This window comes from Microbacterium sp. 22195, assembly GCF_052056515.1.
Lineage (GTDB): Bacteria > Actinomycetota > Actinomycetes > Actinomycetales > Microbacteriaceae > Microbacterium.
In genome coordinates this window covers 352,011-378,431 of the sequence record NZ_JBQEPE010000003.1, presented here as the reverse complement: position 1 = coordinate 378,431, position 26,421 = coordinate 352,011, and the positions used below count along the sequence as shown (strand labels likewise).

The following is a 26,421-nucleotide window of genomic DNA, read 5'->3' as shown; positions in this document are numbered from 1 at the left end:
AGGGCGCGATGCTGTGATGGGATGGGCGGATGACGATCGCGCTCGCCTCCCCGTCCCTGGACCTCTTCGACTCCTGGTCTGCGACCGTCGCCGAGTTCGGCGGCGTGCACATCGACGGAGCGGGACTCCATCTCGGTGTGCTCCCTGATCGCTCCGCGTGCGAGGAGTTCATCGCGAAGGCGGAGTTGTACGGCAGAGCGGATGCCGAGTTGCCCGAAGGACACGTGCCCTGCGACTACTTCTGGATCACCGACGACGGCGAGGTGGTCGGTTTCATCGCGTTCCGTCGCGAACTCAACGACTGGCTGAGCGGCTACGGCGGTCACATCGGCTACTCGGTGCGCCCCTCCCGGCGTCGCGAGGGCATCGCCCGCGCCGCGCTGAATCTCGTCGTCGACCGTGCCCGTGCGCAGGGCTACGAGCGCGTGATGCTCACCTGCGATGACGACAACGCCGGCTCCTACCGCACGATCGAGGGTGCCGGCGGCGTGCTGACCGGGAAGGTCGAGAACCCGGACGGCAAGCTCGTCCGGCAGTACTGGATCGCCCTCTAGCGCGCGGCTCGCGCCCTGTCCGCGGTGCGGACTGAACGACGGATGCTGATGCTGACGACCGCGGCCACCACGCACAGTCCGGCCGCCGACAGCCATGCGACGGTGTAGTGACCGGTCTGGTCGCGCACGACGCCCGCCAGAGTGGCCGCGATCGCTGCGCCCACCTGGTGGGCGGCGAACACCCAGCCGAAGACAAGCGGCCCCCGCTCGCCGAAGGCCTCGCGGCACAGCGCGATCGTGGGCGGCACGGTCGCGACCCAGTCGAGTCCGTAGATCACGATGAAGACGACGATGCTCGGCTGCACCTCGGCCGAGAGAAGCGTCGGGAGGAACGCCAGTCCGACACCGCGCAGGGCGTAATAGACACCCAGCAGGATGCGGGGGTTGACGCGGTCGGTGAGCCAGCCCGAGAACACGGTGCCGACGATGTCGAAGATGCCGACGACGGCGAGCAGGCCGGCTGCCGTCGTCTGCGGCATCCCGTGATCGTGCGCGCTCGGGATGAAATGCGTTCCGACCAGACCGTTCGTGGTGGCTCCGCAGATGGCGAACCCGCCTGCCAGCGCCCAGAAGGTGCGGGTGCGGGCTGCGTCGCGCAGCGCCGTGAGGGCCAGCCGGGCGGCACCTCCGGTCGGCCGCGGTGCCGGGGTGGCGTCAGCGGGCTCGCCATAGCGGGCGGCGCCGATGTCACTCGGTCGATCACGCAGGAAGATCAGCACCAACGGCGCCACGGCGAATGCTCCGGCGGCTACGATGAGCGACGCGATCCGCCACCCGTGAGCCTCGGCGGCGAAGGCCATCGCCGGCAGGAAGATCAGCTGCCCGGTGGCGCTGCCCGCCGTGAGAATGCCGGAGACGAGCCCGCGCCGGCGCATGAACCAGGCATCCGTGATGGTTGCCGCGAAGACCAGCGCCATCGAGCCGGTGCCGGCGCCGATCAGCATTCCCCAGGTGAGCATCAGCTGCCAGGGCGAGTCCACGAAGACGGTCAGCGCGGATCCGGCGCTGATGGTGATCAGGGCGATCACGGTGACCAGACGGATGCCGAAGCGCTGCATCAGAGCCGCCGCGAACGGTGCCACCAGCCCGTAGAGCAGGAGGTTGATCGTGACGGCGAGCGAGATCTCAGCCATCGACCAGCCGAACTCTTCATGCAGTGGCATCATCAGCACGCCGGGTGCGGCGCGGAAACCGGCCGCGCCGATCAGAGCGACCAGAGCGACCAGCGCGACGATCCACGCGGGGTGGATGCGGCGGCGGCCGGTCTCGCGCGCTGCGGGCGCGGCGTCTTCGTGCGCCTGCGTCCCGGTCATGCCTTCGCCCTGATCAGCGGGAACGGGGCGTCACCCATGCTGCGGCGGGCCCACCGGGTGCTCTCGGCGTCCAGCGGGGCGTTGCAGGCGGGGCACCAGTCGGCGGACTCGGCGGTCGCGCCGCACCGCCCGCAGGTAACCGTCAATCCCCACCGATCGCCGGGATCGACGGCCTCGGTGAAGCGTGCGTAGGCGTGCAGGATCGGCAAGGTCCGGCAGCCGGCATCCGTGAGCGAGTACCCCTCGGCTTTTGTGATCAAGCCGCTGGCGATCATCTGCTTGAGCCGGCGCGCGAGCACGGAATCGGCGGCACCCGTCGCCGCGCGCAACTCGTCGAAGCCGGAGCGACCCGAGAAGAGCTCGCGCAGGATCAACAGCACCCAGGGGTCAGCGAGCACGTCGGCGGAGTGGGCGATGGGACAGGTCGCAGTCGACCAGTCGGAGCGGAGGGCCATGCGGCTACTTTCTTGAAGAAAGTGGCCGATGTCAAGCCCTCAGCTGATCACTGCGCGACGCGCGCGGCGATGTCGTGGCGGTAGTGGGCGCCGTCGAGGCGGATGCGGCCGATCGCCTCGTACGCGCGCGCCCTGGCATCCGAGAAGTCGGCGCCGGTGGCGACGACGTTCAGCACACGACCACCGGTGGCGATGAGCGAGCCGCCGGGTGCGTCCGGCGCACCCGTGGCGGCGTGCACGATCGAGACGCCGTCGACGGATGCCGCCTCGGCGAGGCCCTCGATCATGCGTCCCGTCTGCGGCGCCTCGGGGTAGCCCTCGCTGGCGAGCACGACGGTGATGGCGACATCGTCGGAGAACTCGGGTCGCGGCTCGTCCTCGAGGGTGCCGGATGCCGACGCCAGCAGCAGCCGCGACAGGGGGGTGCGCAGCCGGGGGAGCACGACCTGGGTCTCGGGGTCGCCGAAGCGCGCATTGAACTCGATCACGCGCACGCCCGCGGGGGTGAGGATGAGGCCCGCGTAGAGCAGGCCGATGAACGGCGTGCCCTCGGAGTCGAGCTGACGGATCATGGGCAGAGCGACGGTCTCCGTGACCTCGTCGACGAACGCGTCGACGCTGCCGAACTGCTCGGCCAGCCACGGCAGCGGCGTGTACGCGCCCATGCCGCCGGTGTTCGGGCCGCCGTCGCCGTCCAGCGCGCGCTTGAAGTCCTGTGCGGGGGTCAGGGGGCGCACCGTGTCGCCGTCGCTGAGGAAGAACAGCGAGACCTCGGGCCCGGTGAGGAACTCCTCGACCAGCACGGGGCCGGAGGGCAGATAGTGCTCGGCGTGCGCGAGGGCCTCAGCGCGGTCGGTCGTGACGATCACGCCCTTGCCCGCCGCGAGCCCGTCGGCCTTGACGACGTGAGGTGCGCCGAGCTCGTCGAACGCGGCCTCGACCTCGGCGACGGATGCCGCGCGCACGGCGCGTCCGGTCGGCACGCCCGCGGCATCCATGATCCGCTTCGCGAACGCCTTCGAACCCTCCAGCTGCGCAGCGGCCCTCCCGGGGCCGAACACCGGGATGCCGCGCTCGCGCACCACATCCGCGACGCCCGCGACCAGCGGGGCCTCCGGGCCGACGACCACCAGGTCGACGCCGCGCTCGTTCGCGAACGCGGCGACGGCGGCGCCGTCGAACATGTCGAGGTCGACGATCGTGGCATCCTGCGCGATTCCGGCGTTGCCGGGCGCCGCGAAGATCTCGTGCTCGGTCTCCTCCGACCGCAGGGAGAGGATGATCGCGTGCTCTCGCGCACCGGAACCGAGGACCAGGATCTTCATGCCCGCAAGCCTACCGGCGGGGTGATGCCGGGTTACCGTCGATGCCTGCGCTCGCGCGCCGGCGGCTCCAGGTCGCGATTCGTCCTGGATCGACATCCTCCCGTCGCTCCAGGTCGCGATTCGTCCTGGATCGACATCCTCCCGTCGCTCCGGGTCGCGATTCGTCCTGGAAAGGTCGCGGGAAAGCGGGACGTACTGCGACCTGCGCGGCGGGCTCAGCCCGCGGAGGGTTCAGACGGTGACCGGCCGCTCGACGGCCGGGTCCCAGGGGAGAGCCCAGCCGGTCGCGTCGAACAGTGCGTTCAGGATGCCGGCTGTGAACCCCCACACGATCGTGCCGTCGATGTCGAAGGCCGGACCCTTGTAGGTCATCCCGTCGCGGGTCAGCGTCGACGTGTACCGGTTCGCCGGGTCCAGCAGCTGCGCCACCGGCACGCGGAACACCTCGACGGTCTCGGCGTGGTCCACGGCGGCCACCCGCGACGGCTCGCGCCACCAGCCGAGCACGGGCGTCACGATGAAGTTGCTGACCGCGAGCGGGATCTCCGGGAGCGCGGCGAGCACCTCGACCCCGTCCGGGTCGAGTCCCGTCTCCTCGCGCGCCTCGCGCAGGGCGGTCGCCACGGCATCCGCGTCCTCGGCGTCACGGCCGCCGCCGGGGAACGACACCTGGCCGGGATGCGACGACAGCGTCGCCGCCCTCCGCTGCAGCAGCACGTCGAGGTCGGCCGCGACGGTCAGGTCGTCGGCTCGGGCGGGGATGCTGTCCAGCCGCCCGAACAGGATCAGCACGGATGCCGGATGCGGATCGCTCACGGTCATCGGGAAGCGCGGCGTCCACTCGCCCGCACGGTCCGCCGCCGTGAGCAGTTCCGCGCGCGCACCGCGCAGAGTCTCGGTGTTCTCGGCTGTCTCGCTCATCCCTATCGACCCTATGCCCGCGGTGCCGAGGAAGCGCCGGACACTGCTCCGGAAAAGCGCGTGCCGAACATCCGGATCACGGGGTTCCGGCTCGCGGACGAGCCGGATCTCCGGAGTTGTGGAGCGCGTAGCCTGGAGCCATGCCCGCCCGCAGGATCGAGATCGCTGACGGCCGCGCCGCGCTCGCCGCGGTCGAGGCCGGCGACACCGCGCGCCCGGTGACCGCGACGGCCGTGCGCTACCTCCTCCAGCTGCTCGACGAGAAGGCGCCGGGCAACAGCGTCGAGGTGCGCGTCCCGCCGTTCGGCGCCGTGCAGGTCGTGCAGGGCCCGCGGCACACCCGCGGAACCCCGCCGAACGTCGTGGAGATGGATGCCGCGACCTGGGTCGCGGTCGCCACGGGCACGCAGACCTGGGCGGATGCCGTGGCCGCAGGCCGCGTCTCGGCATCCGGCGTCCGCGCCGATCTCTCCGACCTGCTCCCGCTGCGCACCTGACGTGCTCGCCAGCCGGGCGTCGCTGCCGCTGAACGGGGCCCGGGGGCCACGCATATGCGGAGCGTGGGACAATGGAGGCATGTCGCAGAGCGCAGAGCACGAGACGACCGAGGCCCGCATCCGCCCGGTCCCGCGCTTCGGCGTGTTCCTGGGCCTGGGCGCCGTTCTCGGCGTGATCGTCGCCGGCATCCTCACCGCCGTCGGCAGCTACGAGAAGTCCGAAGTGCTCGACATCGTCTACCCGCCAGGGCAGGTGTTCGGCTTCGCACTGCTGTGGACCGTCCCGATCGGCATCGCCGTCGGCGGGCTCGTCGCGCTGATCCTGGAGCGGATGGCGCGCAAGCACGAGCGCATCGTGCGGGTCGAGCACGAGCGCATCACCGACCCCGAGAACTGAGCCCGGCAGCAGGAGAAGCCGGTCAGCTCCGCACGAGCTGCAGCGAGAACTCCACCGCGCCAGCATCCTCGACCTTCACGAACCCGAGGTTCGGCGCCTCCACGCCGAAGTCGGAGAACGTGATCGGGATGCTGCCCGCCACCTGTCCGGCGGCTCCGTGCAGCACGGCATCCAGCTCCACCGTCACAGCACGCGTCACGCCCGCGAGCGTCAGCTCGCCCTTCGCGCTCACCTTCTGCGCGACGCCGGGCTGGGGGATGCCGTCGGCGACCACGGGCTCGGTCAGCTCGAACGTCGCGGTGGGGAACTGCCCGGCGCGCATCGCGGTGTTGCGGAAGTAGCTGTCACGGCTGCCGGAGTCGGTGGCGATCGACGCGACGTCGACCTCGATGCGCGCAGCCGTCAGCGAGGAGTCGGACACGGTCAGCGATCCGGACACCTTCTCTGTCCGTCCCGTGACCGTGACGTCGGTGCCGTTCAGCACCTCGTCCACGCGGTAGCCGGCGAAGGAGCCCTCGCCCACGCTCCATTCCCCCTGCAGATCCTCCGGGGCGATGGTCGCGCCCGCTTCGGTGGGCGACGCGGGGGCGAGCGTCGGTGCCGATTCGGCGGGGGCGACCAGATAGTCGCGGTAGATCATCGGGCCGGCGAATGCGGCGGCGCCGATCGCGACGACCGCGATGCCGGCGGTGATCAGAGTGATGCGGGTGCGCTTCTTCATGGCAGTGTCCTGTCGTGGAGGAGTGTTCGCGACAATGAAACCGCCTCCACCGGGGAGATATGCCGGTATCCGGCGACTGCATAGGCTTCCGCCAGCCGAACCATAGGCGCCGCTCAGGCGAGTTCCGCGATCACGGGCCGCATGGCCGCGTCGAAGGCGACGACGTCGCGTCGCAGGCCGTCGGTCACGGCGACGCTCAGGGCGCCGATCCACCAGATCCCCCGCTGACTGAACGGCAGCACCTGCACATTCAGTTCGAAGGAATGCGCGCGCCGACCGATCTCCCGCTCGAACTCGGCGATCGCGCTGGCGTACGCGCGGTAGGCGCCGCCCGAGGAGCTGACCGAGTCGACGTAGCGGTTGTGCGCATCCTGCGCATAGCGCAGAGCCGTCGCGGCGTGCGGCACGATCGCGTCGCGCAGATCCTCCGCACCGGTGGTGGGCAGCGCCACGAGGGTGTCGAAGCCGTCGACCAGCTCCAGGGGCACCTCGGAGCGGTGTGCGCGCGGTTCGACGGTCATGTCCCAGTACTCGCGCCACTGCGCCTCGAGCGCATCGTCGACATCGGTGGCATCGGGCCGGCGCACCTCGAGTCCGCGCAGGGCGGGAAGATCCTCTGGCGCGCGGATGCCGAGCAGCTGGCGCAGCGCGAGGGCGACCAGCACCGAGGTGCCGGCGTCCTCGCGGATCAGCCACTGCGGCTTGTCGCTCATGGCCCCATCGTATGGGGCCGGGCGCCGCCGCGCGCCGACTCTTCGAGGGTCTCCGCATGTCGGGATCGTGCCGGGGGCCCATCCCTCCAACAGGTGCGGACCCCCATTCTGAGAAGGGGGCTCCCCCCCTCCACGGCGCGGAGGGCGCGGGGCGCTCAGCGCCTGCGCTCGAGGATGCGGCGGCGCAGCCGCTCGCGACGACGGGACGGGGGACGCGTGGCGTCCACCAGGGCCTGACGGGCGGCGGCGAGGGTGGGGTAGCTGCCGATGCGGCGGCTGTGGCTATCGTGCACCACGTGCACGTTCTGCTCGACGGTCACGAAGCCCGCGTACTCGCCGCGGTTGGTCGCGACGAAGACGTCCTCGTCGGCCTGTCGCCAGGAGAGGTCGGTGATCTGTTCGGTCGGAGATTGGGGCGCGCCGGAGCGCGCGGAAGTGTGGATACTGCTCATGATTCTTGATTCGTGTGCGGGCGGCACGCTGCCGCCTCCGCAATGGCCGGGGAGGGGATCGCATCGGTGCGGTCCAGCCTTGAGGGTGCCCTGGCCGGGGCGTGCGCTGCGCCGGGTGAGAGTCGGCGAAAACTTGCGCAACCACATACTCTAGCACGTCCGGCGGATCGGCATCCGTCGCGACGGCATCCGGCGGGTGCATCGGCGACCTTCGTGACGCGCCCGGCCCGGTAGGCTGTACGGGTGGCAGCCTCCCCCACCAATCCCTATGCTCAGGCCGGCGTCGACACTGCCGCCGGTGATCTCGCAGTCGAACTCATGAAGGCCTCCGTGCGCGCGACGCACGGGCCCGAGGTGCTCGGCGGAGTCGGCGGATTCGCCGGCATGTTCGATGCCAGCGCCCTGCTCGGCTACACGCGTCCGCTGCTGGCATCCAGCACCGACGGCGTGGGCACGAAGGTCGCCATCGCACAGGCGATCGACAAGCACGACACGATCGGGCAGGACCTGGTTGGCATGGTCGTCGACGACATCGTCGTGGTGGGCGCGAAGCCGCTGTTCATGACCGACTACATCGCCTGCGGCAAGGTCGTCCCCGAGCGCATCGCCGACATCGTGCGCGGCATCGCCGAGGCGTGCTCCGCCACCGGCACGGCGCTCGTGGGCGGCGAGACCGCCGAGCACCCCGGTCTGCTCGGCCCGCGCGACTACGACGTCGCGGGCGCGGCCACCGGTGTCGTCGAGGCGGATGCTGTGCTCGGCGCCGACCGCGTGCAGGACGGCGACGCGGTGATCGCGCTGGCATCCAGTGGCCTGCACTCCAACGGCTACTCGCTCGTGCGGCACATCGTCGCGAACGCGGGGATCGGCTACGGCGACAACGCCGCCGACCTCGGCACGACCTGGGGCGAGGCGCTGCTCGAGCCGACCCGCCTGTACACGACGCCGCTGCTGAAGCTCATCGAGGAGCTGCCCGCCGGTGCCATCCACTCGCTGAGCCACGTGACCGGCGGCGGCATCGCCGCCAACCTCGCCCGCGTGCTGCCCCAGGGCAGCTGGTCCGAGGTCGATCGGTCGACCTGGTCGCCGAGCCCGGTGTTCCGCGTGCTGGCCGACATCGCCGGCACCCCGATCACCGACACCGAGGGCACGTGGAACCTCGGCATCGGCTTCCTGGCCGTCGTCGCGGCGGAGCAGAAGGATGCTGCCATCGCCGCGATCGAGGCGCAGGGCATCCCCGCCTGGCAGGTCGCGACGGTGCACACCGGCGCGCGGCCGGCAGGCGAGTTCGAAGAGGGCGCCAAGGGCGTCGATGGTGGAGCTGTGCGCCTGGTCGGCGCCTACGCGAACGGAACGAAGTAACACCCCATGTGCGGCATCGTCGGAATGGTCGCAGGCGGCCCCGTCAATCAGGACATCTACGACGCGCTGCTGCTGCTGCAGCATCGCGGGCAGGATGCCACCGGCATCGCCACGGCGGAGCCGAACGGCGTCATGCACATGGCGAAGGCCGAGGGCATGGTGCGCGAGGCGTTCCGCACCCGCGACATGCGCTCGCTGCTCGGGAACATCGGCCTGGGTCACGTGCGCTACGCCACGAAGGGCACCGCCTCCAGCGAGGAGGAGATGCAGCCCTTCTACGTGAACGCCCCCTACGGCATCGTGCTGATCCACAACGGCAACCTCACGAACACGCGTGAGCTGACCGCCGACATGGCGCAGCGCGACCGCCGTCACCTGAACTCCTCCAGCGACACCGAGCTGCTGCTGAACGTGCTCGCGCACGAGCTGCAGGCCACCACCTCCGCTGTCGACCTCGATCCGGAGCGCATCTTCGAGGCGGTCGCCCGCACGCATCAGCGCATCGAGGGCGCCTACGCCGTGATCTCGATCATCGCCGGGTACGGCCTGCTCGCCTTCCGCGACCCGTTCGGCATCCGTCCCCTGATCCTGGGCCGCCGGGCCGGCCGAGAAGGCGCGACCGAGGACGAGTGGGTCGTCGCCAGCGAGTCGCTCGTGCTCGAGAACGCCGACTACGAGGTGGTGCGCGAGGTCGAGCCGGGCGAGGCCGTGTTCATCACCAACGAGGGCGAGCTGTTCACCCGGCAGTGCGCCGAGAACCCGCAGCTGATCCCGTGCGCGTTCGAGTACGTGTACCTCGCCCGCCCCGACTCGATCATGAACGGCGTCTCGGTGTACGAGTCGCGGCTGCGCATGGGCGAGCGGCTGGCTGACACCATCGCCAAGCACGTGCCGCTGGACGAGATCGACGTCGTCATGCCGATCCCGGACTCCTCGCGCCCCTCGGCCATGGAGGTCGCCCGCAAACTCGGCAAGGAGTACCGCGAGGGCTTCTACAAGAACCGCTACGTGGGGCGCACGTTCATCATGCCCGGCCAGGCGGTGCGCAAGAAGAGCGTGCGGCAGAAGCTGAACGCGATGTCGGCGGAGTTCCAGGGCAAGAACGTGCTGCTGATCGACGACTCGATCGTGCGCGGCACCACCAGCACCCAGATCATCCAGATGGCGCGCGACGCGGGCGCCAAGTCGGTCATCTTCGCCTCGGCGGCCCCGCCCGTGCGCCACCCGCACGTGTACGGCATCAACATGCCCTCCCGCGCCGAGCTGGTCGCGCACGGCCGGACGATCCCCGAGATCGCGGAGGAGCTCGGCTGCGATCGCATCGTGTACCAGGAGGTCGAGGACCTCAAGTCCGCGATCATCGAGGGCACCGACCTGACCGACCTCGACATGAGCTGCTTCGACGGACGCTACGTCACCGGAACCGTGACCCCCGAGTACCTGGAGTGGGTCGAGAAGTCGCAGTCGTCGTGACCACGTCGGGCGCACGGCCGCTCTGGCAGGGGCGCGCGCTCGCGGTGCTCGGCATCCTGCTGTGCGCCTTCTCGCTGCGTTCGGCGGTGGCATCCCTGTCTCCGGTGATCCATGAGATCTCCGCGGACTTCCCGCTGTCCTCGGCGGTGCTCGGGCTCATCGGCACGCTGCCGCCGGTGTGCTTCGCGGTGTTCGGCCTGATCACACCGCTCCTCGAGCGGCGGCTCGGCATCGAACGGCTCACGGTGATCGCACTGTGCGCCATGACCGCGGGGCTGATCCTGCGCGGTCTGGTCGGGGAGTCGGTCGGTCTGGTGCTCGCGACGGCGGTGATCTTCGCGGGTGTCGGGATGGGAAACATCCTCATGCCGCCGCTGGTGAAGAAGTACTTCCCCGACCGCATCGGCCTGATGATGACGCTGTACACGACGGCGATGGCGTGCTCGACGTTCGTGCCGCCGCTGGTCGCCGTGCCGGTGGCGGATGCCGTGGGCTGGCGCTTCTCGCTGGCCATGTGGGCCGTGTTCGCCGCCGCGGGAGTGATCCCCTGGCTCATCATGCTGATGAGACGCGCGACCGATCCCGCCGTTCCCGGTGTGACGCGCCCGGCCATCGCGGAGGACGTGCCCGAGGGCCCCGACTTCGCCGCGACCGGACCGATCGCGACCTCGCCCAGCAGCCGTCGCCTGTTCGCCCGTCTCGCGCGCATCCCGCTGGTGTGGGCGCTCGCGCTCACTTTCGGGACGTCGTCGATCATGGCGTACGTGGCCTTCGCCTGGCTCCCGGTGATCATGGTCGAGGTCGCGCACGTCAGCGCGTCGACGGCGGGTCTTCTGCTGTCGCTGTTCGCGTTCGTGGGCCTGCCCTCGTCACTGCTCATCCCCGTGCTCGTGGTGCGGTTCCATGCCACCCGGCCGCTGTTCCTGGTCGGCGCGATCGGCGGCATGATCGGCATCCTCGGTCTGCTGCTCGCGCCGCTGCCGGGACTGCTGTGGCTCTGGACGGTGCTGTTCGGCCTGGTCGGGCTGCTGTTCCCGCTGGCGCTGGTGCTGATCAGCATCCGCTCCCGCACGCCGGAGAGCGCCGTGCTGCTCTCGAGCTTCGTGCAGAGCGTCGGCTACGTGCTCGCCGCGATCTTCCCTGTCCTCGTCGGCGTGCTGCACGACGCGACCGGCGGCTGGACGATCCCGCTGCTGGTCGTCGGCGCCATGCTCGTCGCGAGCATCCCCGCCGGAATGATCGCCGGTCGCCGCCGCACGGTCGAGGACGAATGGGAGCGCCGCCACGGGGCGTGGTGACGCGCACCCGGGGCGTATGCGACACTGACTCGCATGAGGACGGTCTGCGAGCAGTGCGGGAAGCGCTTCCGCGGCGAAGGCAGGCGCACCGCCACCCGCGTGCTCTGCGACGACTGCTACGCGACGGTGATGGGTGCCACAGCGGGCTATCTGGCGGGCGGCACGGTGGCCGACGCCGTCAGCACGTCCGGCTGGTTCCGTGGCATCCTGGGCCGCAAGCGCTCGGCGCCCTGATGCTCTCAGGCCCCGCTCAGCCGATCGTCACCTCGTCGCCGACGCGGATCACGCCGCCGGCGCCGCCGGTGTCGTCGATCGAGCCGGTCACGCCGTCCAGGAGCAGCAGGCGGCCGAGCGTCGGCTCGGGCAGCCCGACCCCGCGGGTCAGGGTCGTCAGCACCTTGGCATCCCGGATGCCGGTGTCGGGGTTCGCGTGCGTCGCCAGGCATCGCACGATCGGTCCCTCCGCGGTGAAACGCAGATCCCCGATGCGCACCTCGCCGGCCCACGCCAGTTCATCCCAGGCATCCGCCCCCTCGACGACGACGTTCGAGCGGAACCGGCGGTCATCCACCGTCTGACCCAGCGCGGTGCTCAGCGCGTCGATGCTCGCCTCGCTGTGCACGGAGACGAAACCGCGTGCCCTGTCCTGGAACCGGGAGCGCTCGCCGTCGCCGACGAGCGCCAGCGGCAGGCGGCCCTCGCGCTGCAGCAGCTTCCACTCCGGGGAGTCGAGCACGAACGCGGTCACGATCTCGACCAGCTCCGCGCGACCCTCGTCGTCCAGGACCACGTCGACCAGCAGGGCGTCGTCGTGCGTGATCCGCACGCGCTGCGCCTCGTGGTCGAAAGCCACGCGCAGGGTGGCCAGCGAGGGGAACGACTCCAGCGCCAGGCCCTTCGACTTCGGCCAGTAGTCCAGGCCGTCGCGCTGCTCCGGTTCCGCGGCATCTGCGAAGCGGAAGGCCAGCACCCGGTCACCGGCGACGCGGCCGTCGGGCTGGATGGTCAGTTCAGCGCACTGTTCGGGCGTGAACCCCTTGATCGGATGACGGTACAGGGCTGCGACGCGGGGCATCCGGCCATTGTGTCATCGGCTGACGGGTACGACGAAACCCTGGTCGACTCGGCGGGCGCCGGTCGCCAGGGTGTCTGGTCGTGCGAGGGAGGGGATCAGGCCCGTTCCAGCTCGTCCTCGTCCTCGTCTTCGTACTGGTCGGCCCACTTGTCGACGTACTGGTCCTCCTCGGAGGAGGGGTGCCCGAGCTCGTTCTCCAGTGCGGAGAAGTTCACGTTCGGACTGTACGACTTGAGTTCGCGAGCGATCTTGGTGTGCTTCGCCTTCTGACGGCCACGGCCCATGCGCGAGACCCCCTTTTACGAGTTCAGCAGCGGGCTGTGCGACGCCCGATGGTATTCACGGCACCGGCTCGAGGCCGGTAAGAGTAGCATTCAGGATAGCACGCACGCCAGAGCCTGAGGCCGTCCTGCGGCCGGTGAGGGGAACGATCATCATGACAGATTCCACGCCCACAGCATCCGACGAAGCCGCTCAGAACGCCGCGCTGCAGAAGGCCGTCATCGTCGGCATCCAGCCCGGTCAGCCGCCGCACGTGCTCGCGGAGGCGCTCCGCTACGCGAAGCTGCTCGAGTCGCCCCTCGTGGTCGTCCATGTCGACGTCACGCGCTTCGTCACCTACGAGGATCCGGACGGCTACGTGCACTCCGCGCCCATCGACCTCAACCTCGATGCGGGAGCCGCGGAATTCGAGGACGTGCAGAAGATGGCCGCCGAAGCCCTCGACAAGGAGGACATCACCTGGACCACGAGGCAGCTCATCGGCGATCCTGCTCTGGCGATCAAGCAGCTGGCGAACACGCTCGACGCGCAGCTGATCGTGATCGGCACGCGCAAGCGCGGCATCGGGGAGTCCATCCGCGAGTTCTTCACCGGCTCGGTCGCGGCTCGCCTGGCGCACCGTCAGCACCGCTCGGTGCTCGTCGTGCCGCAGACCGAGTCCGTCCCCGACGATCAGAAGGACGTCTGGGACGAGTGAGCCTCTGCTCTACGCGCTCAGCGTGGATCGATAACGCATCCGCCGCAACCGGGCTGGATCAAAAGCGCCTCTGCGAGCTCGTCCTGCGGTGCAGTATTGATCGACGCTGAGGGATGGTCGGGCTGTGGGATGCAGTTCTGATCCATGCCGCGGAGTAGCGGTGGGTGCGCCGGTCAGTCGAGCGCGTCGCCCTCCGCGGCACGCTCGAGGTTTCCGCGCGCGCTGGCGGCAGCGGCATCCGCGTCTCCGCGTCTGATCGCGTCCAGCAGCTCCTCGTGCCCGCGCGGGTCGCGCCGGGCCGAGCCGTCGCGCTGCGCGTCGCGACGCACGTACTCGCGCAATTGCGGAAGCAGTGCGGTGTAGACCTCGAACAGGATCGGATTCCCGGATGCCGCGGCGACCGCTTCGTGCACCGCGACATCGGCGTCCAGCCATTCCTCGCCATCGGTGCGGGAGCGGCGCTCCAGCGCCTCGGCGATGCGCTCGATCGCCTCGGGGGTCGCGCGCTCGGCGGCCAGCCGCGCGAGAGCCGGCTCGAGGGCGGCGCGAGCCTCGGCGAAATGCGCGACGTCGGAACCCGCGCGGGCGATCGCGCCGGGGAGCTCGCTGCGGGCACGCACGAAGGTGCCGTCGCCGCGGCGGATCTCGAGCATGCCGCTGTACTGCAGGGCGCGCAGCGCCTCGCGCAGGGTGCCGCGGGCGACGCCGAGGGCCGCCATCAGCTCGGGCTCGGCGGGGATGCGCTCGCCGACGGGCCAGCGGCCTGCCGTGATCTCCTCGCGCAGTCGCTCGACGACGTGGTCGCTCAGCGAGGAGCGGGGGATGGGCTGCAGGCTCACGTGCTCAGTCTAGTTGAGTTACAATGCTCAGACATTGGATGTTTGGATGTATTGAATGATGTTCCGCTCCCGTCCGGTGTTCGGCCGGATGCTGATCGCCCTGCTGCTGCTCGCCGTGAACCTGCGCCTGGCCGTGACCACCGCCAGCGCGCTGCTTAGCCTGCTCATCGGAGACGAGGCGCTCACGCCGCAGGCCGCTGTGCTCGTGCCCGCGCTGCCGACCGCGATGTTCGCGATCGCCGGCGTGTTCACGCCCTGGGTCGGGCGCCGCATCGGCGCACGCGCCGCCGTCTCGTGGTCGATGGTCGCCCTGGTGGCGGGCATGCTGGTGCGCACCATCCCGAGCCCCGTCGCGATCGTGGCCGGAACCGCGCTGGCCACCGCGGGCATCGCGGTCGTCAACGTGCTGCTGCCCCCGCTGGTCCGCGCCGTGAGCGGCACCCGCCTGCGTGCGGTCACCACCTCCTACACGACCGTGATGTCGCTCGCTGCCGCGCTCGGCGCCGCCGCAGCCGTGCCGGTCGCACACGCCCTCGGCTCCTCCGCACTGGGGCTCGGCACCTGGGTCCTCCCTGCGCTGCTCGCCCTGGTCGTGTGGATGCTGGCCTCCCGCGGGGCGGGCGTCGACGCGGTGCTCTCCGCTCCGGCGTCGACCGACCGTCGACCGCTTCCGTCCGGCACCTGGGCGCTGACGGGCTTCTTCGCCCTGCAGGCGATCACGAGCTACATCATCATGGGGTGGCTGCCCGCGATCACGGTCGGCATCGGCATCCCTCCCGCTCGCGCAGGCGTGCTGCTCGGCGTCGTGATGATGGCCAGCATCCCGGCGGGCATCGCGGCCGTGAGCATCTCGCACACCCTGACCGGCGTGCGGATCGGCGTCGTCGCGGTCTCCCTCACGACCATCGCGGGTGCGCTCGGACTGCTGCTCGCCCCGGCGGTCGCGCCCGAGGCGTGGGCTGTGCTGCTCGGCATCGGCATGGCGGCCTTCCCGCTGATCCTCGCCCTGATCGCCCGCGCGGGCAGCGGCGCCGCCGACTCGGCGCGGGTGTCCGGCGTCGCGCAGGGCGTCGGCTACGCGCTCGCGACCTTCGGGCCGCTCGGCGCCGGGGCGTGGCACGGCCTCGGCGGCGACTGGGGCCCGGTGCTGGTCGTGCTCGCGCTCGCCGCAGCGGTGCAGCTCGGGGTCGGCCTCGCGATCACGCGCACTCAGCGCCGCGCGGAGGCGGATGCCGTGGCATCCGCGGCTCTCGCCGTGGCCGACCAGCCCGCCTGACCGGCCTGTCCAGCCGGCCCGGAACGACTTGACCTGCGGACGCCTCCAGGTCGCATTCGGTCCCGCTGTGGCATCCGATCGGGCCTTCGGGTCGCGGTTCGTCCCGTTCTCCCGTCCGGATGGCGGGACGAAACGCGACCTGGGCGGATGCCACCGGCGGTGCCGGGGGCGAACTGCGACCCGGAGCGCGGACGGCCCCGGGAAACGCGCCCCGGTCGCGATGGATGCCGCCCGGAATCGATCCGGGCGCCATCCATCGCGACCTGAACACGGCCGTCGCAGAGCGGAAGGCCTAGGGGCGCGCGGCCGCCAGGGCCCGGGTGATCTCGTGCGCTGCGTCGTCGAGAGCGCGCTCGAGGCCGGTCACGACGGATGCCTCCAGCAGCCCGCCGCGGGCCACGTGCGTGCGCAGGTCGGTGCGCACCTGCGCACGGAACGCGTTGATGGCGGCATCCGCCCGCTGCAGGTTCTCGCGGCTCGTGACGCGCTCGTCGCCGAGTCCTTCCGCACGGGGTTGCTTCTTGGCGGCGCGACGCTCCTCCTGAGCTGCGGTGGCGAGGTCGGCGCGCAGGCTGCGCATCGCCTCCTTCACGCTCTGCCGCACCTCGCTGGCGATCAGGCGCACCGAGTCGGAGAGTCCCTCCTCGATGCCCTCCAGGTCGGCCGAGCGCGATTCGAGCTCGGCGCGGCCGGCATCCGTGATGGCGTAGATGGTGGTGCGGCCCTCGACGGTCTTGGTGACCAGGCCCTCCTCCTCCAGCTTCGCCAGACGGGGGTAGATCGTGCCGGCGCTGGGCGTGTAGGTGCCGCCGGTGCGGTCGGTCAGCGCCTGGATGATGCCGTAGCCGTGCTGCGGCGCCTCGTTCAGCAGGGACAGCAGGTACAGCCGCAGGTCGCCGTGCGAGAAGACTGCCGGTGCCATCACTCCTCCCATTCCGGGTCGTCGGCGACGGTCGGACGCGCCTGGCGCAGCACCGTGATGCCGCCCGAGACGGTGTTCGCGCGCACGTCGACGAAGCTGCCGGCGAGCTCGCCCATCTGGCCGGTGTAGTTGCTCGGTCCGCCGCTGGAGCGCTGGATGCCGTCGACCATGAGCTTGCCGCTCATGCTGCGCAGGGCGTAGTTCGCCGGCAGGGTCTCGTCCAGGCGCACGGTCACCCCGCCCGAGACGGTGTTGACGTTCAGGGTGTTCACGTCGCCGATCGCATCGATGAGCACGGAGCCGGACACGGTGTCGACGACGGCCTTGCGCAGCGAACCGGTCACGGCGACGTCGCCCGAGACGCTGTTCGCGACCACGGAGCCGGTCAGGGCCCGCAGCTGCACATCGCCGGAGACGGAGTTCGCCGAGAGGTCGCCGGTCACGTCATCGGCGATGATGTCGCCGGAGACCGTGTTGAGCTTGACGTCGTTGCGGATGCCGGACACCAGCGCGCCTGCGCTGACCACGCCGAGCGTGAGTGCGATCGCACGCGGCACGGCGACGCTGATCTCGGCCTTGGGTCCGCCGGCGCCGAAGTTGCGGAACACCTCGAGGAAGTTGTCCCATCCGATCTGCGGGTGGTCGATCTCGATCTGGGTGCCGTCGGACTCGACGCGCAGGTCCTTGATGGTGACGCCGTGCACCTCGATGCGGATGCCGGGTTCGTCGTGTGCGATCACGTCGACCTGCCCGCCGACGAGTCCGACCTTGAGCCGGGACGCGGAGGCGATGTCGATGACGCGTTCCTCGCCGGGGGCGATGAGCCACTTCTCGGTCATTGTCGTTCTCTTCCTGGTTGAGGCGATATCGAGATATATCGCGTATGGAGAGAGTAACACGATATATCTCGAGTTAGTCAAGGGGTTCAGCGAAGATCCAGGAACGGCGCGCTTGACCTTGACGCAACGTCAACTTCTACCGTTGTCTTATCGACGAACGAGAGGAGCGGATGCCATGGACTGGTCCATCCAGGAGATCGCCCGCCTGGCGGGGACGACGAGCAGAACGCTGCGTCACTACGACGACATCGGACTGCTCGCCCCCTCGCGCATCGCTGCCAACGGATACCGGCACTACGACGAGGCCGCGCTCGTGCGCCTGCAGCGCATCCTGCTGCTGCGCGAGCTCGGGCTCGGGCTGCCGCAGATCGCCGAGGTGATCGACGCTTCGGCAGGCTCAGCGGCCCAGGCGGCCGAGGCATCCGCTCTGCAGAGCCATCTCGAGCTGCTCCGGCAGGAGCAGCAGCGGATCGGGCGGCAGATCGCGTCCGTCGAATCGACCATCACCGCATTGACAGAAGGGAAGAACCTCATGGCCGAGAACATGTTCGACGGCTTCGACCACACGCAGTACAAGGAGGAGGTCGAGGAGCGCTGGGGCCGCAAGGCGTACGCCGACGGCGACCGCTGGTGGCGCGGCCTCTCCGACGACGACCGTGCGGCCTGGAAGCAGCGCGTCGCGGACCTGGGCCGCGACTGGATCGCCGCCGCGGAGAGCGGCATCGACCCGGCGTCCGCCGAGGCGCAGGACATCGCCCGCCGCCACGTGGAGTGGCTCACCGGCGTCCCCGGCACGCCGGCCGCCGCCCCGGGTGGCGACGTGAAGGGCTACGTGATCGGACTCGGCGAGATGTACGTCGCCGACCCGCGCTTCGGCGCGAACTACGCGACGAGCGACGGCGGCTCCGCCGGCGCCGAGTTCGTCCGCGACGCCCTGCGCGTCTACGCGGAGGCGAACCTCTGAGTCGCCCCACGTCGTCGCAGCTGGCCGCACATTCGGGAGGAGTTCTCGCGCTCGGGAGGAGATTCCCGGGCCGGGGCTCCTCCCGTCCGCTTCTCCCTGAGAACCGGACCCGGACCGGCACCCCGGCTCAGCGCGGCGGCATGGCGACGGAGTCGCGGTGCACGAGGTAGGTGCCGAGTGTGAGGCCCTGCTCGGGCGTCCGGGAGAACGCATCCGGCTCGTCGATAGCGGCGCGCAGCGCCTCCTGGCCGAGCTGCTCCAGCGGCACGTGCACCGTCGTGAGCTTGGGCGACAGGTTCGCGGCGAGCGGGGTGTCGTCGTAGGCGACCACGGACACATCCGCGGGGATGCGGAGACCGGCGTCGCCCAGCGCGTCGTACACGCCCGAGGCGATGGTGTCGTTGACGGCGAAGATCGCCGTGACGTCCGGATGCTCCTCCATCAGCGCGCGCGTGCTGGCGTAGCCGACGTCGCGACCGAATCCCTCGATGCGGATCAGATCCTCGTCGATGTCGATCCCCCGCGACGCGAGAGCGCGCAGGTAGCCGTCGCGGCGCAGGCCGATGGTCGGGAGGTGGCTCTCGCCGCCGACCATCGCGATGCGCCGATGCCCGTTCGCGATCAGATGCTCCGTGACGGAGAAGGCGCCGCCCTCGGTGTCGTACGCGACGGAGCGTGCCGCTGACGGCAGGTCCAGCACCGGATGCGCGCACAGCACGAGCCTGCTCCCCATGGCCGCGAGGGCGTCGGCGCGCTGCGCCAGCTGGCGCCGGTACGCGGGGTCGCTGCTGCCGCCGCTGACGACGATCACAGCGTCGACGCGGCGCTCGCGCATCCGGTCGATCAGAGCGATCTCTGCTCCGGGGCGGAACGACGTGGTCGCGATGATCGCGAGACGCCCGGACTCCTGGGTGGCGCGCTCCAGCCCGCGCACCATGTAGCCGAAGAAGGGGTCGACGAGCTCGGGGACGATGATCCCGATCGTCTTGGTGTCGGACTGCGTCAGTGCACGCGCGTTCGCGTTCGCGGCGTAGCCGAGCTTCGACACGGCGCGCATCACGCGCTCGCGGGTGGCGGCGGCGACGGGGTAGTTGCCGTTCAGCACGCGCGAGACGGTCGCGGTGGAGACCTGCGCGGCGGCGGCGACGTCGCTGATGGTGGCCGGCCGACGAAGCCCCCGGACGCGAGTCTGCTCAGATGTCGAAGACACGGCGCCTCATCCCGTTGTCCGTCATGCGGTGATCGCCAGGTCGGCGGACCGCACTTCATGGTCGAAGGTATCACTCGCCGCGAAGCGGGCGACCTCGTCGACGGCGAGCTCGCCGAGCCGCACGATCTCGTTGCCGAGAGCGCCCGCGATGTGCGGGGTGATGACGACGTTCGGCAGCCCGTACAGCGGCGAATCGGCGGGCAGCGGCTCAGGGTGCACGACGTCGAGGTACGCGTCCAACCGGCCGGTGACCAGCTCTGCGGTGAGCGCCGCGGTGTCGATGATCGCGCCGCGCGCCGTGTTCACGAGCACCGTGCCGTCGCGCATCAGCGACAGCTCGTGCGCGCCGATCATGCCGACGGTCTGCGCGGTGAGGGGCGCGTGCACGCTCACCGCATCGCTGCGCCGGCACAGCTCGTCCAGCCCGACCAGCTCGACTCCGAGGTCCTCGGCGGCGGCGGGGGAGATGTAGGGGTCGTGCAGCAGGATGCGGACGTCGAGGGTGCGCAGCATCCGCAGCGTCTCCCGCCCCACGCGCGATGCCCCGATCAGTCCGACGGTGACGCCGTTCGTGCCGATCGGCGGGAATCCCGCGGTGTCGCGCACCGCCTTGGTGCGGCTGAGGCGCTCGGCGAAGCGGGAGGCGCGCTTGAGTCCGAACACGATGCTCGCGAGCGTGAACTCGGCCACGGGGATGGCGTTCGCACTGGCGCAGGTGCTCACGCGGATGCCCCGGTCGTACACGGCGGGGTCGAGGAAGGTGCGCACGGTCCCCGCCGCGTGCACGATCGCCCGCAGACGCGGAGCGTGCTCCAGGGTCGCCAGCCCGAAATGCGGGGCGCCCCAGCCGGTGATGAGCACCTCGGTCTCCGCGAGGACTCGGAGGGACGCGGCGGAGTCGAACTCCTCCATCGGCAGGGGAGTGATCACGTCGGCGACCGAGCCCAGGCGCTCGAGAAGCGGCGCGGGGAACGCCGCCAGGTGGTCGTCGCGGTTCATCGCGAACGCGACGCGGGGGTGCCAGCTCATGAACATCTCCGGAAACGATGGAAACAGACAGTAAGCGATTTCTATCACGGTTATCGCCCGGTACGCCAGCAATGCCCGCAAAACGCCGCGGATGTCCGCAAATATCGCCGATGGCGTTGACAACGCGAACAGCGACGAGCTACCTTGCGATAGCAATCGCTTACTAAGGCGACGATTCATCCACAACGACGTTCGGAGGATGCGGTGGTCTCGACACCCGTCACGAGCAGGCCGAAGGCCGCCGCGGCCGAGCCGGCGCGCCCGGCCACGGGCCAGGCGCGTCGGCTCGATCGCAAGGGGCGCACGCGACTGAGCTTCGCCTCCCGCTTCCGGCGCGACCGCGTGATGCTCCTGCTGGTGATGCCCGGATTCCTGTACTTCGTGGTCTTCCACTGGCTTCCGATTCCCGGCAACATCATCGCCTTCGAGGACTACCAGCCCTACCTCGGCTTCATCGACAGCGTTTGGGTCGGCCTGGACAACTTCGCCACCGCGTTCTCCGACCCGGCGTTCTGGTACGCGCTGCGCAACACGCTCGTGATCATGGTCATGCAGCTCGTGCTGTTCTTCCCCGTGCCGATCGCGCTGGCGCTGCTGCTGAACAGCATCATGTCGCCCAAGCTCAAGAAGTTCGTGCAGAGCGTGATCTACCTGCCGCACTTCCTGGGCTGGGTGATCATCGTCTCGCTTTTCACGCAGATCCTCGGGCCCACCGGCCTCATCCCGAACTTCCTCGACTCCCTCGGGATGGGGCGGATCAGCCCGATGACCGACCCCGCGACCTTCCCGCTGCTGGTCACCGTCCAGACCATCTGGAAGGACGCGGGATGGGGCACGATCATGTTCCTCGCCGCGCTGGCCAGCATCGACGACAGCCTCTACGAGGCGGCGGCCATCGACGGCGCCGGCCCGTGGCGGCGGACGTGGGCGGTGACGATCCCCGGCATCATGCCCATCGTCATCCTGCTGCTGATCCTCAACCTCGGCACGGCGCTGTCCGTCGGGTTCGAGCAGATCATCCTGCAGCGGAACAATGTCGGCGCGCAGGCGGGAGAGGTGCTGGACACCTACGTGTACTTCCACGGCATCGTCGACGGGCAGTGGGGCACATCCGCGGCGGTGGGTCTCGTGAAGGGCATCGTCGGGCTGTTCCTGGTGCTCGGCGCCAACAAGGTCGCCCACATGTTCGGACAGGATGGGGTGTACTCCCGTGAGCACTGACAGCACGACGGTGGTCCGTCTCGGCAAGCAGAGGGCCCGCGACTACCGGGCTCGCACCCGCCCGGTGTGGATGGAGAAGCCCAGCTTCGCGATGCAGGGGCTGAAGGGGCTCGTCCTGCTGCTGGTGTGCGTGGCGGTGATCTACCCCTTCCTCGTCGTGATCGGCACGAGCCTGTCCACGCAGCAGGAGATCGCCGCCAACAACGGCTTCGTGCTGATCCCCATGCATCCCACGCTCGAGGCTTATCGGACGATCCTCTCCGGCGGCATCGTCACCGAGGCGCTGTTCCGCAGCATCGGCATCACGCTCGTCGGCACCGCGCTCTCGGTCGCCCTCACGGTGATGATGGCCTACGGACTGTCACGGCGGATCATGGGCGGCAACTTCTTCCTGATGACCGCGCTGCTGACCATGCTGTTCTCGCCCGGCATCATCCCCACGTTCCTCGTCGTCAAGGAGCTCGGCCTGCTGGGCACCTATGCGGCGCTCATCCTGCCCACCGCGCTGTCGGCGTTCAACCTGATCATCATCCGCTCGTTCTTCATGAACGTCCCCTCCGAGCTCGTCGAGGCGGCGCGGCTGGACGGCGCGGGCGACATCCGCATCCTGTGGAACGTGATGCTCCCGCTGTCGAAGGCGGTGATCGCCGTGATCGGCCTGTTCTACGCCGTCGGCTACTGGAACATGTTCTTCAACGCCATGCTCTACGTCGACAGCGACAAGTGGCCGCTGGCCATGGTGCTGCGGCAGTACGTGCTGCTCGGCTCCTCCATCGACGCCAACACCGGCGCCGAGATCGCCGCTCCCAGCCAGGCCATCCAGATGGCCGTCGTCGTGATCAGCCTGGTGCCGATCCTGTGCGTGTACCCCTTCCTGCAGAAGTACTTCACCAAGGGCGTCCTCACCGGCGCCGTCAAGGGCTGACCCCAGCCGAACAACACCCGAGGCCACCGGCCTGATTTCCCTCAGAGAGGATCGGAAATGTCAATCAGAGAGACCGCCACCGACAGGCGGACGTTCCTGAAGTACGTCGGGTTCGGCGCGCTCAGCGTCGCCGCCGTCGGCTCCCTCGCAGGCTGCGGCACGAAGACCGAACTGAAGGCGTCCGGTGCCGGCTCCGTGAAGATGCCGACGTTCCTGGCATCCGAGGGGTTGACCCCGGACCTCAAGGGCACCGCCGAAGGCGTGCCGTCCGCGTTCTTCAACTACCCGAAGAACCCGGTGCGCAGCGTGAAGACCCCGCCTCTGAAGGGCGAGACGTTCTCGGCCATCACGAACATCTTCGGCCCGCCGCCGAACGGCCGCGACAAGAACCCGGCCTGGCAGGAGATCGAGAAGCGCCTCGGCGGCAAGCTCGACATCACCGCCGTCTCCGCCGACGACTTCGCGACCAAGATCAACACCACGCTCGCCGGCAACGACATCCCGGACATGATCCTGGACGACGGCGCGTCCATCCCGGACATCATCGGATTCCTGCAGGCCAAGTGCCAGGACCTGACGAAGTTCCTCTCCGGCGACGCGGTCAAGGACTACCCGAACCTCGCTGCGATCCCGTCGCTGTACTGGGAGCAGACGGTGCGCGACGGCAAGATCTACGCGCTGCCGATCCCGCGCGGCGGTGCCGCGGGCCTCGGCTTCTACAACGCCAAGCGCTACGCGGAGGTCGGGGTGACCGACACCAGCAAGATCAAAGATGCCGACGAGTACCTCTCGATCATGAAGGAGCTCACCGACGCCAAGGCGAACCGCTGGGCGTTCGGCTCCACGTCCTACGGTCTGGCCACCTTCTTCCAGCTGTTCGGTGTGCCGAACCAGTGGCGCGAGGAGAAGGGGAAGATGACCTTCCAGATCGAGACCGACGAGTACCTCGAGGCGATCTCCTTCGTGGCGAAGGCGGCGAAGGCCGGCTACATCATGCCCGGCAGCGACGGCTGGACCAAGTCGCAGATGGTGAACGCCTTCACCAACGGACAGGTCGCGCAGATCTACGACGGGCTCCCCGGGTACTTCAAGGCCGACGGCTACGCTGTGACCGTGCCGGACTCCGCGCCCTTCCTGCCGTTCGCCGCAGGCGGCGGCAAGCCGCAGGCCAACCTCGACAACATCGTCTTCGCGACCACCATGATCAAGAAGAACGACGACGCGTCGGTCAAGAAGCTCCTCGGCATCGCCAACCTGCTGGCGGCCCCGTTCGGCACGGAGGAGTACCTCCTGATCAACTACGGCGTCGAGGGCGCCGACTACACGCGCGACCCCAATGGCAACCCGGTCCCCACCGCGAACGCGCTCGCCGACACGACCGTGCCGTGGAGGTACCTCACCGCGCCGGCGCCCGCGCTGTACCTGCCGGGCCACGACGACGTGATCAGGAAGACGCACGAAGCGTACGCCGCGATGATCCCGCTCGGAGTCGCCGACCCGGCCGCCACGCTGTTCAGCCCGACCGATGCGTCCAAGGGCAACACGATCAGGCAGCCCGTCAGCGACGCGACGCAGGACTACATCTCCGGCCGCAAGACCCTCGATGACGTCAAGGCCGCGATCAAGGCGTGGAAGAGCGCCGGCGGCGACGCGATCCGCAAGGAGTACGAGAAGGCGCTGAAGGCGTGACCGCCGAGCACGATCCCGGCCGGGGCGCCTCCGACCGTCTGCTCTGGACGGAGACCGCCGATCGCTGGCTCCGCGCGGTGCGCGAGCACGGCGCGGACGACCCGGCCGGGGTCGTGCTCCCGGGGCGCGTGACCGGCGACGGGGAGCGCCGCGAGTCGATGGAGACCATCGGGCGCAGCTTCCTGCTCGCCTCCGCCCGCATCGCGGGCTCACCCGCCGGCGACGCCGAGGCGGACGCCCTGATCGACTTCTACGCCCGGGCCATCGTGGACGGCACCGATCCGGGGCATCCGTCGGCCTGGCCGCGCGGGGTGACCTGCCGCACCCCGCTGACCGGGATCACCAACTCCATCGTCGAGGGCGCCAACCTGGCGTTCGGGCTGTACATCGCAGGCGACCGGTTCTGGTCGCGGCTCGACGGCCGCCAGCAGAGCCAGGTGCTGGCCTGGCTGCGACATCACGCGCTGCGCGAGGTGTGGCAGAACAACTGGCAGCTCTTCCCGGCGATGGCCGAGGCGTTCATCCGGCACCGCGGCGGCGACGCCCGCGGCCTGCACGGCGAGCGCAACGTCGCCCGGGTGGAGGGATGGTACCTCGGCGACGGCTGGTACACCGACGGGCCGTCGCACGCGGTGGACTACTACAACGCGTGGGCCATCCACCCCTACCTGTGGGCCTGGTATCGGATGACCGACCGCACGCAGACCCACGAGGGTCAGCGCCACCTGGAGCGGCTCGCGCAGTTCGTCGAGCGGATGCCGTCGTTCGTCGCCTCCGACGGGGCGCTGGTGCACTTCGGGCGTTCGCTCACCTATCGCACGGCCGCGCTCGCGCCACTGTGGTGCGCCGAGATCTCGGGCGTCAGCCCCCTGACACCGGCGCGCACCAGGCAGGTCGCGACCTCGGTGCTGGACGGGTTCGTGCGGCACGGCGTCGGTGCGGACGGCCAGCTGCGGCTGGGCTGGTACGACGAGTACCTGCCCGCGTCGCTGCAGGACTACAGCGGATTCGGGTCGCCGTACCTGGCAGGGATCGGCTTCCTCGGGCTGTCGCTGGACGCCGGGCACCGGGTGTGGACGGATGCTGCGGAGCCGGCGGAGCATCCGGCCTCCACCTGCTCCCTCGACGGCACCGGGATCACGCTCAGCACCGCGGGCGGCGATGCGCCGGTGATCCTCGTCAACCACGGCTCCGACCACGCCGAGCTGCCTGTTCAGGACCACGGCATCCGTGACCCCGACGACCCGCACTACGGCTCGTTCGCCTACTCCACGCACACCGCGCCCGAGGTGGGGGACGGCTGGCTCGAGGCGGTCGACGGGCACGTGTGCCTGTTCGACGACCAGGGCCGCCCGAGTCGCCGCGCCAAGCTGCGCGGGCGGACGCAGGACGGCGCGCTCAGCGCGTCGGTGCACTATCCGCAGATCGACGGACGGCTGCTGGTCGGAGCGGCGATCGTCACGGCATCCGTCGTGAACCGCGGCACCGAGGTGCGCGCGCACCTGGTGATCGCGCCGAAGGAGCACGACCGCATCCGCGAGGGCGCCTTCGCGCTCGCCGCATCCGATCCGCTCGAGCAGGACGTCGCCTCCGATCGCGTGCACGCATCGGTCGCCGACGGCGCGCACCGCGTGATGCTGACCGGCGTGCACGGATGGGACGACGCGGGCGTCGTGACGCACCGCGGCACGAACGCGATGGGCGAGCACTCCGCGATCCCATACCTCACCGCTGCGCGCGGCGAGGACGAGACCGTGCACGTCGCTGTCCACCAGCTGCTGCGCGCCGACGACGAACGGGACGGGATCCCGGCCGGCCTGCGGGTCGCGGTGGACGGCACGATCGTGACCGTGGAGTGGGCCGCCGACGGCATCCGCTCCGAGTTCGACCTGCGCACCGTCGTGGAGTGGGACGGTCAGCCCGGCAGGCCGGGCGGCCGTCGCAGCTGAGAGGGTCGTCCGGGCGCAGGGGG

At 70.0% G+C, this 26,421-nt stretch carries 28 protein-coding genes; 14 read left to right on the top strand and 14 right to left on the bottom strand.

What is annotated here, in order from left to right:
• The first annotated feature begins 29 nt into the window (after positions 1-29).
• Positions 30-554 carry a GNAT family N-acetyltransferase gene (locus ACTJJ4_RS12405; protein ID WP_440943601.1) on the top strand — a complete coding sequence of 175 codons (525 nt, stop codon included), beginning with the start codon at positions 30-32 and terminating at the stop codon, positions 552-554.
• Here ACTJJ4_RS12405 and ACTJJ4_RS12400 read toward each other — a convergent pair.
• The 4 genes from ACTJJ4_RS12400 to ACTJJ4_RS12385 form a co-directional block, all read right to left on the bottom strand.
• Entirely contained in the window at positions 551-1,867 is a 1,317-nt protein-coding gene (locus ACTJJ4_RS12400; RefSeq protein ID WP_440943600.1) for an MFS transporter, read from the bottom strand. The two genes, ACTJJ4_RS12405 and ACTJJ4_RS12400, sit on opposite strands and share 4 nt — an antisense overlap.
• On the bottom strand, positions 1,864-2,322 hold the full coding sequence (locus ACTJJ4_RS12395) for a winged helix-turn-helix transcriptional regulator (protein ID WP_440943599.1): 459 nt from the start codon (positions 2,320-2,322) through the stop codon (positions 1,864-1,866). The genes ACTJJ4_RS12400 and ACTJJ4_RS12395 overlap by 4 nt, the downstream gene beginning before the upstream one ends.
• 47 nt (positions 2,323-2,369) lie before the next feature.
• On the bottom strand, positions 2,370-3,647 hold the full coding sequence (gene purD, locus ACTJJ4_RS12390; RefSeq protein WP_440943598.1) for a phosphoribosylamine--glycine ligase: 1,278 nt from the start codon (positions 3,645-3,647) through the stop codon (positions 2,370-2,372).
• Positions 3,648-3,878: 231 nt separating this feature from the next.
• The gene (locus tag ACTJJ4_RS12385) at positions 3,879-4,568 is read right to left on the bottom strand and encodes an NUDIX hydrolase (protein WP_440943597.1); all 690 of its coding nucleotides are present in this window, start codon (positions 4,566-4,568) and stop codon (positions 3,879-3,881) included.
• Between the two features lie 140 nt (positions 4,569-4,708).
• Between ACTJJ4_RS12385 and ACTJJ4_RS12380 the strand changes: the two genes are divergently transcribed.
• Both ACTJJ4_RS12380 and ACTJJ4_RS12375 read left to right on the top strand, forming a co-directional pair.
• Positions 4,709-5,065, top strand: a complete 357-nt coding sequence (locus tag ACTJJ4_RS12380; protein WP_440943596.1) for a sterol carrier family protein — start codon at positions 4,709-4,711, stop codon at positions 5,063-5,065.
• A gap of 79 nt (positions 5,066-5,144) precedes the next feature.
• A complete protein-coding gene (locus ACTJJ4_RS12375; protein WP_440943595.1) occupies positions 5,145-5,462 on the top strand; it encodes a potassium transporter Trk in 318 nt (105 codons plus the stop codon).
• A 22-nt stretch (positions 5,463-5,484) separates the two neighbouring features.
• Here ACTJJ4_RS12375 and ACTJJ4_RS12370 read toward each other — a convergent pair whose 3' ends face one another.
• The 3 genes from ACTJJ4_RS12370 to ACTJJ4_RS12360 all read right to left on the bottom strand — a co-directional run bounded on the left by ACTJJ4_RS12370 (position 5,485) and on the right by ACTJJ4_RS12360 (position 7,348).
• Positions 5,485-6,183, bottom strand: a complete 699-nt coding sequence (locus ACTJJ4_RS12370) for a YceI family protein (RefSeq protein WP_440943594.1) — start codon at positions 6,181-6,183, stop codon at positions 5,485-5,487.
• Between the two features lie 113 nt (positions 6,184-6,296).
• On the bottom strand, positions 6,297-6,896 hold the full coding sequence (locus tag ACTJJ4_RS12365) for a zinc-binding alcohol dehydrogenase (protein ID WP_440943593.1): 600 nt from the start codon (positions 6,894-6,896) through the stop codon (positions 6,297-6,299).
• A gap of 155 nt (positions 6,897-7,051) precedes the next feature.
• Positions 7,052-7,348 (bottom strand): hypothetical protein, encoded by a 297-nt coding sequence (locus tag ACTJJ4_RS12360; RefSeq protein ID WP_440943592.1) that lies wholly within the window; start codon positions 7,346-7,348, stop codon positions 7,052-7,054.
• A 243-nt stretch (positions 7,349-7,591) separates the two neighbouring features.
• Between ACTJJ4_RS12360 and purM the strand changes: the two genes are divergently transcribed.
• The 4 genes from purM to ACTJJ4_RS12340 are packed head-to-tail and all read left to right on the top strand — an operon-like array spanning position 7,592 to position 11,715.
• Positions 7,592-8,710: a phosphoribosylformylglycinamidine cyclo-ligase gene (gene purM, locus ACTJJ4_RS12355; protein WP_285629818.1), complete on the top strand. Its 1,119-nt coding sequence runs from the start codon at positions 7,592-7,594 to the stop codon at positions 8,708-8,710.
• A 6-nt stretch (positions 8,711-8,716) separates the two neighbouring features.
• Positions 8,717-10,183, top strand: coding sequence for an amidophosphoribosyltransferase (purF, locus tag ACTJJ4_RS12350; protein WP_440943591.1), 1,467 nt, complete (start codon positions 8,717-8,719; stop codon positions 10,181-10,183).
• The gene (locus ACTJJ4_RS12345; protein ID WP_440943590.1) at positions 10,180-11,481 is read left to right on the top strand and encodes an MFS transporter; all 1,302 of its coding nucleotides are present in this window, start codon (positions 10,180-10,182) and stop codon (positions 11,479-11,481) included. Before purF ends, ACTJJ4_RS12345 begins: the two co-directional genes overlap by 4 nt.
• 33 nt (positions 11,482-11,514) lie before the next feature.
• Entirely contained in the window at positions 11,515-11,715 is a 201-nt protein-coding gene (locus ACTJJ4_RS12340; RefSeq protein ID WP_440943589.1) for a hypothetical protein, read from the top strand.
• Between the two features lie 16 nt (positions 11,716-11,731).
• Here the strand turns inward: ACTJJ4_RS12340 and ACTJJ4_RS12335 are convergent, their stop codons facing one another.
• Both ACTJJ4_RS12335 and ACTJJ4_RS12330 read right to left on the bottom strand, forming a co-directional pair.
• Entirely contained in the window at positions 11,732-12,556 is an 825-nt protein-coding gene (locus ACTJJ4_RS12335; RefSeq protein WP_440943588.1) for an MOSC domain-containing protein, read from the bottom strand.
• 95 nt (positions 12,557-12,651) lie between these two features.
• On the bottom strand, positions 12,652-12,840 hold the full coding sequence (locus ACTJJ4_RS12330) for a DUF3073 domain-containing protein (protein ID WP_285629825.1): 189 nt from the start codon (positions 12,838-12,840) through the stop codon (positions 12,652-12,654).
• 152 nt (positions 12,841-12,992) lie between these two features.
• Here ACTJJ4_RS12330 and ACTJJ4_RS12325 point away from each other — a divergent pair, with 152 nt between their 5' ends.
• The gene (locus tag ACTJJ4_RS12325) at positions 12,993-13,535 is read left to right on the top strand and encodes a universal stress protein (RefSeq protein ID WP_440943587.1); all 543 of its coding nucleotides are present in this window, start codon (positions 12,993-12,995) and stop codon (positions 13,533-13,535) included.
• Positions 13,536-13,708: 173 nt separating this feature from the next.
• Here ACTJJ4_RS12325 and ACTJJ4_RS12320 read toward each other — a convergent pair whose 3' ends face one another.
• On the bottom strand, positions 13,709-14,374 hold the full coding sequence (locus ACTJJ4_RS12320) for a FadR/GntR family transcriptional regulator (protein WP_440943586.1): 666 nt from the start codon (positions 14,372-14,374) through the stop codon (positions 13,709-13,711).
• A gap of 55 nt (positions 14,375-14,429) precedes the next feature.
• On the opposite strand from ACTJJ4_RS12320, the gene ACTJJ4_RS12315 reads away from it, so the two are divergent.
• A complete protein-coding gene (locus tag ACTJJ4_RS12315) occupies positions 14,430-15,650 on the top strand; it encodes a hypothetical protein (protein WP_440943585.1) in 1,221 nt (406 codons plus the stop codon).
• A 292-nt stretch (positions 15,651-15,942) separates the two neighbouring features.
• On the opposite strand, the gene ACTJJ4_RS12310 is transcribed toward ACTJJ4_RS12315, so the two are convergent.
• Together ACTJJ4_RS12310 and ACTJJ4_RS12305 are read right to left on the bottom strand one after the other, a co-directional pair.
• A complete protein-coding gene (locus tag ACTJJ4_RS12310; RefSeq protein WP_440943584.1) occupies positions 15,943-16,572 on the bottom strand; it encodes a PadR family transcriptional regulator in 630 nt (209 codons plus the stop codon).
• On the bottom strand, positions 16,572-17,411 hold the full coding sequence (locus ACTJJ4_RS12305) for a DUF4097 family beta strand repeat-containing protein (RefSeq protein ID WP_440943583.1): 840 nt from the start codon (positions 17,409-17,411) through the stop codon (positions 16,572-16,574). The genes ACTJJ4_RS12310 and ACTJJ4_RS12305 overlap by 1 nt, the downstream gene beginning before the upstream one ends.
• Before the next feature lie 175 nt (positions 17,412-17,586).
• On the opposite strand from ACTJJ4_RS12305, the gene ACTJJ4_RS12300 reads away from it, so the two are divergent.
• A complete protein-coding gene (locus tag ACTJJ4_RS12300; RefSeq protein WP_440943582.1) occupies positions 17,587-18,375 on the top strand; it encodes a MerR family transcriptional regulator in 789 nt (262 codons plus the stop codon).
• Between the two features lie 127 nt (positions 18,376-18,502).
• On the opposite strand, the gene ACTJJ4_RS12295 is transcribed toward ACTJJ4_RS12300, so the two are convergent.
• A complete protein-coding gene (locus tag ACTJJ4_RS12295) occupies positions 18,503-19,585 on the bottom strand; it encodes a LacI family DNA-binding transcriptional regulator (RefSeq protein ID WP_440943581.1) in 1,083 nt (360 codons plus the stop codon).
• A gap of 21 nt (positions 19,586-19,606) precedes the next feature.
• Complete coding sequence (locus ACTJJ4_RS12290; protein ID WP_440943580.1) at positions 19,607-20,614, bottom strand: hydroxyacid dehydrogenase; 1,008 nt, start codon at positions 20,612-20,614, stop codon at positions 19,607-19,609.
• A 204-nt stretch (positions 20,615-20,818) separates the two neighbouring features.
• On the opposite strand from ACTJJ4_RS12290, the gene ACTJJ4_RS12285 reads away from it, so the two are divergent.
• From ACTJJ4_RS12285 to ACTJJ4_RS12270, 4 genes are read left to right on the top strand one after another with little or no spacing between them, the layout of a single operon-like run.
• Positions 20,819-21,835 carry an ABC transporter permease gene (locus tag ACTJJ4_RS12285; RefSeq protein WP_440943579.1) on the top strand — a complete coding sequence of 339 codons (1,017 nt, stop codon included), beginning with the start codon at positions 20,819-20,821 and terminating at the stop codon, positions 21,833-21,835.
• Positions 21,825-22,760 carry a carbohydrate ABC transporter permease gene (locus ACTJJ4_RS12280; protein WP_440943578.1) on the top strand — a complete coding sequence of 312 codons (936 nt, stop codon included), beginning with the start codon at positions 21,825-21,827 and terminating at the stop codon, positions 22,758-22,760. Before ACTJJ4_RS12285 ends, ACTJJ4_RS12280 begins: the two co-directional genes overlap by 11 nt.
• Positions 22,761-22,817: 57 nt before the next feature.
• Entirely contained in the window at positions 22,818-24,449 is a 1,632-nt protein-coding gene (locus ACTJJ4_RS12275) for an extracellular solute-binding protein (protein ID WP_440943577.1), read from the top strand.
• Positions 24,446-26,398, top strand: coding sequence for a DUF2264 domain-containing protein (locus ACTJJ4_RS12270; RefSeq protein WP_440943576.1), 1,953 nt, complete (start codon positions 24,446-24,448; stop codon positions 26,396-26,398). The genes ACTJJ4_RS12275 and ACTJJ4_RS12270 overlap by 4 nt, the downstream gene beginning before the upstream one ends.
• Positions 26,399-26,421: the final 23 nt, after the last annotated feature.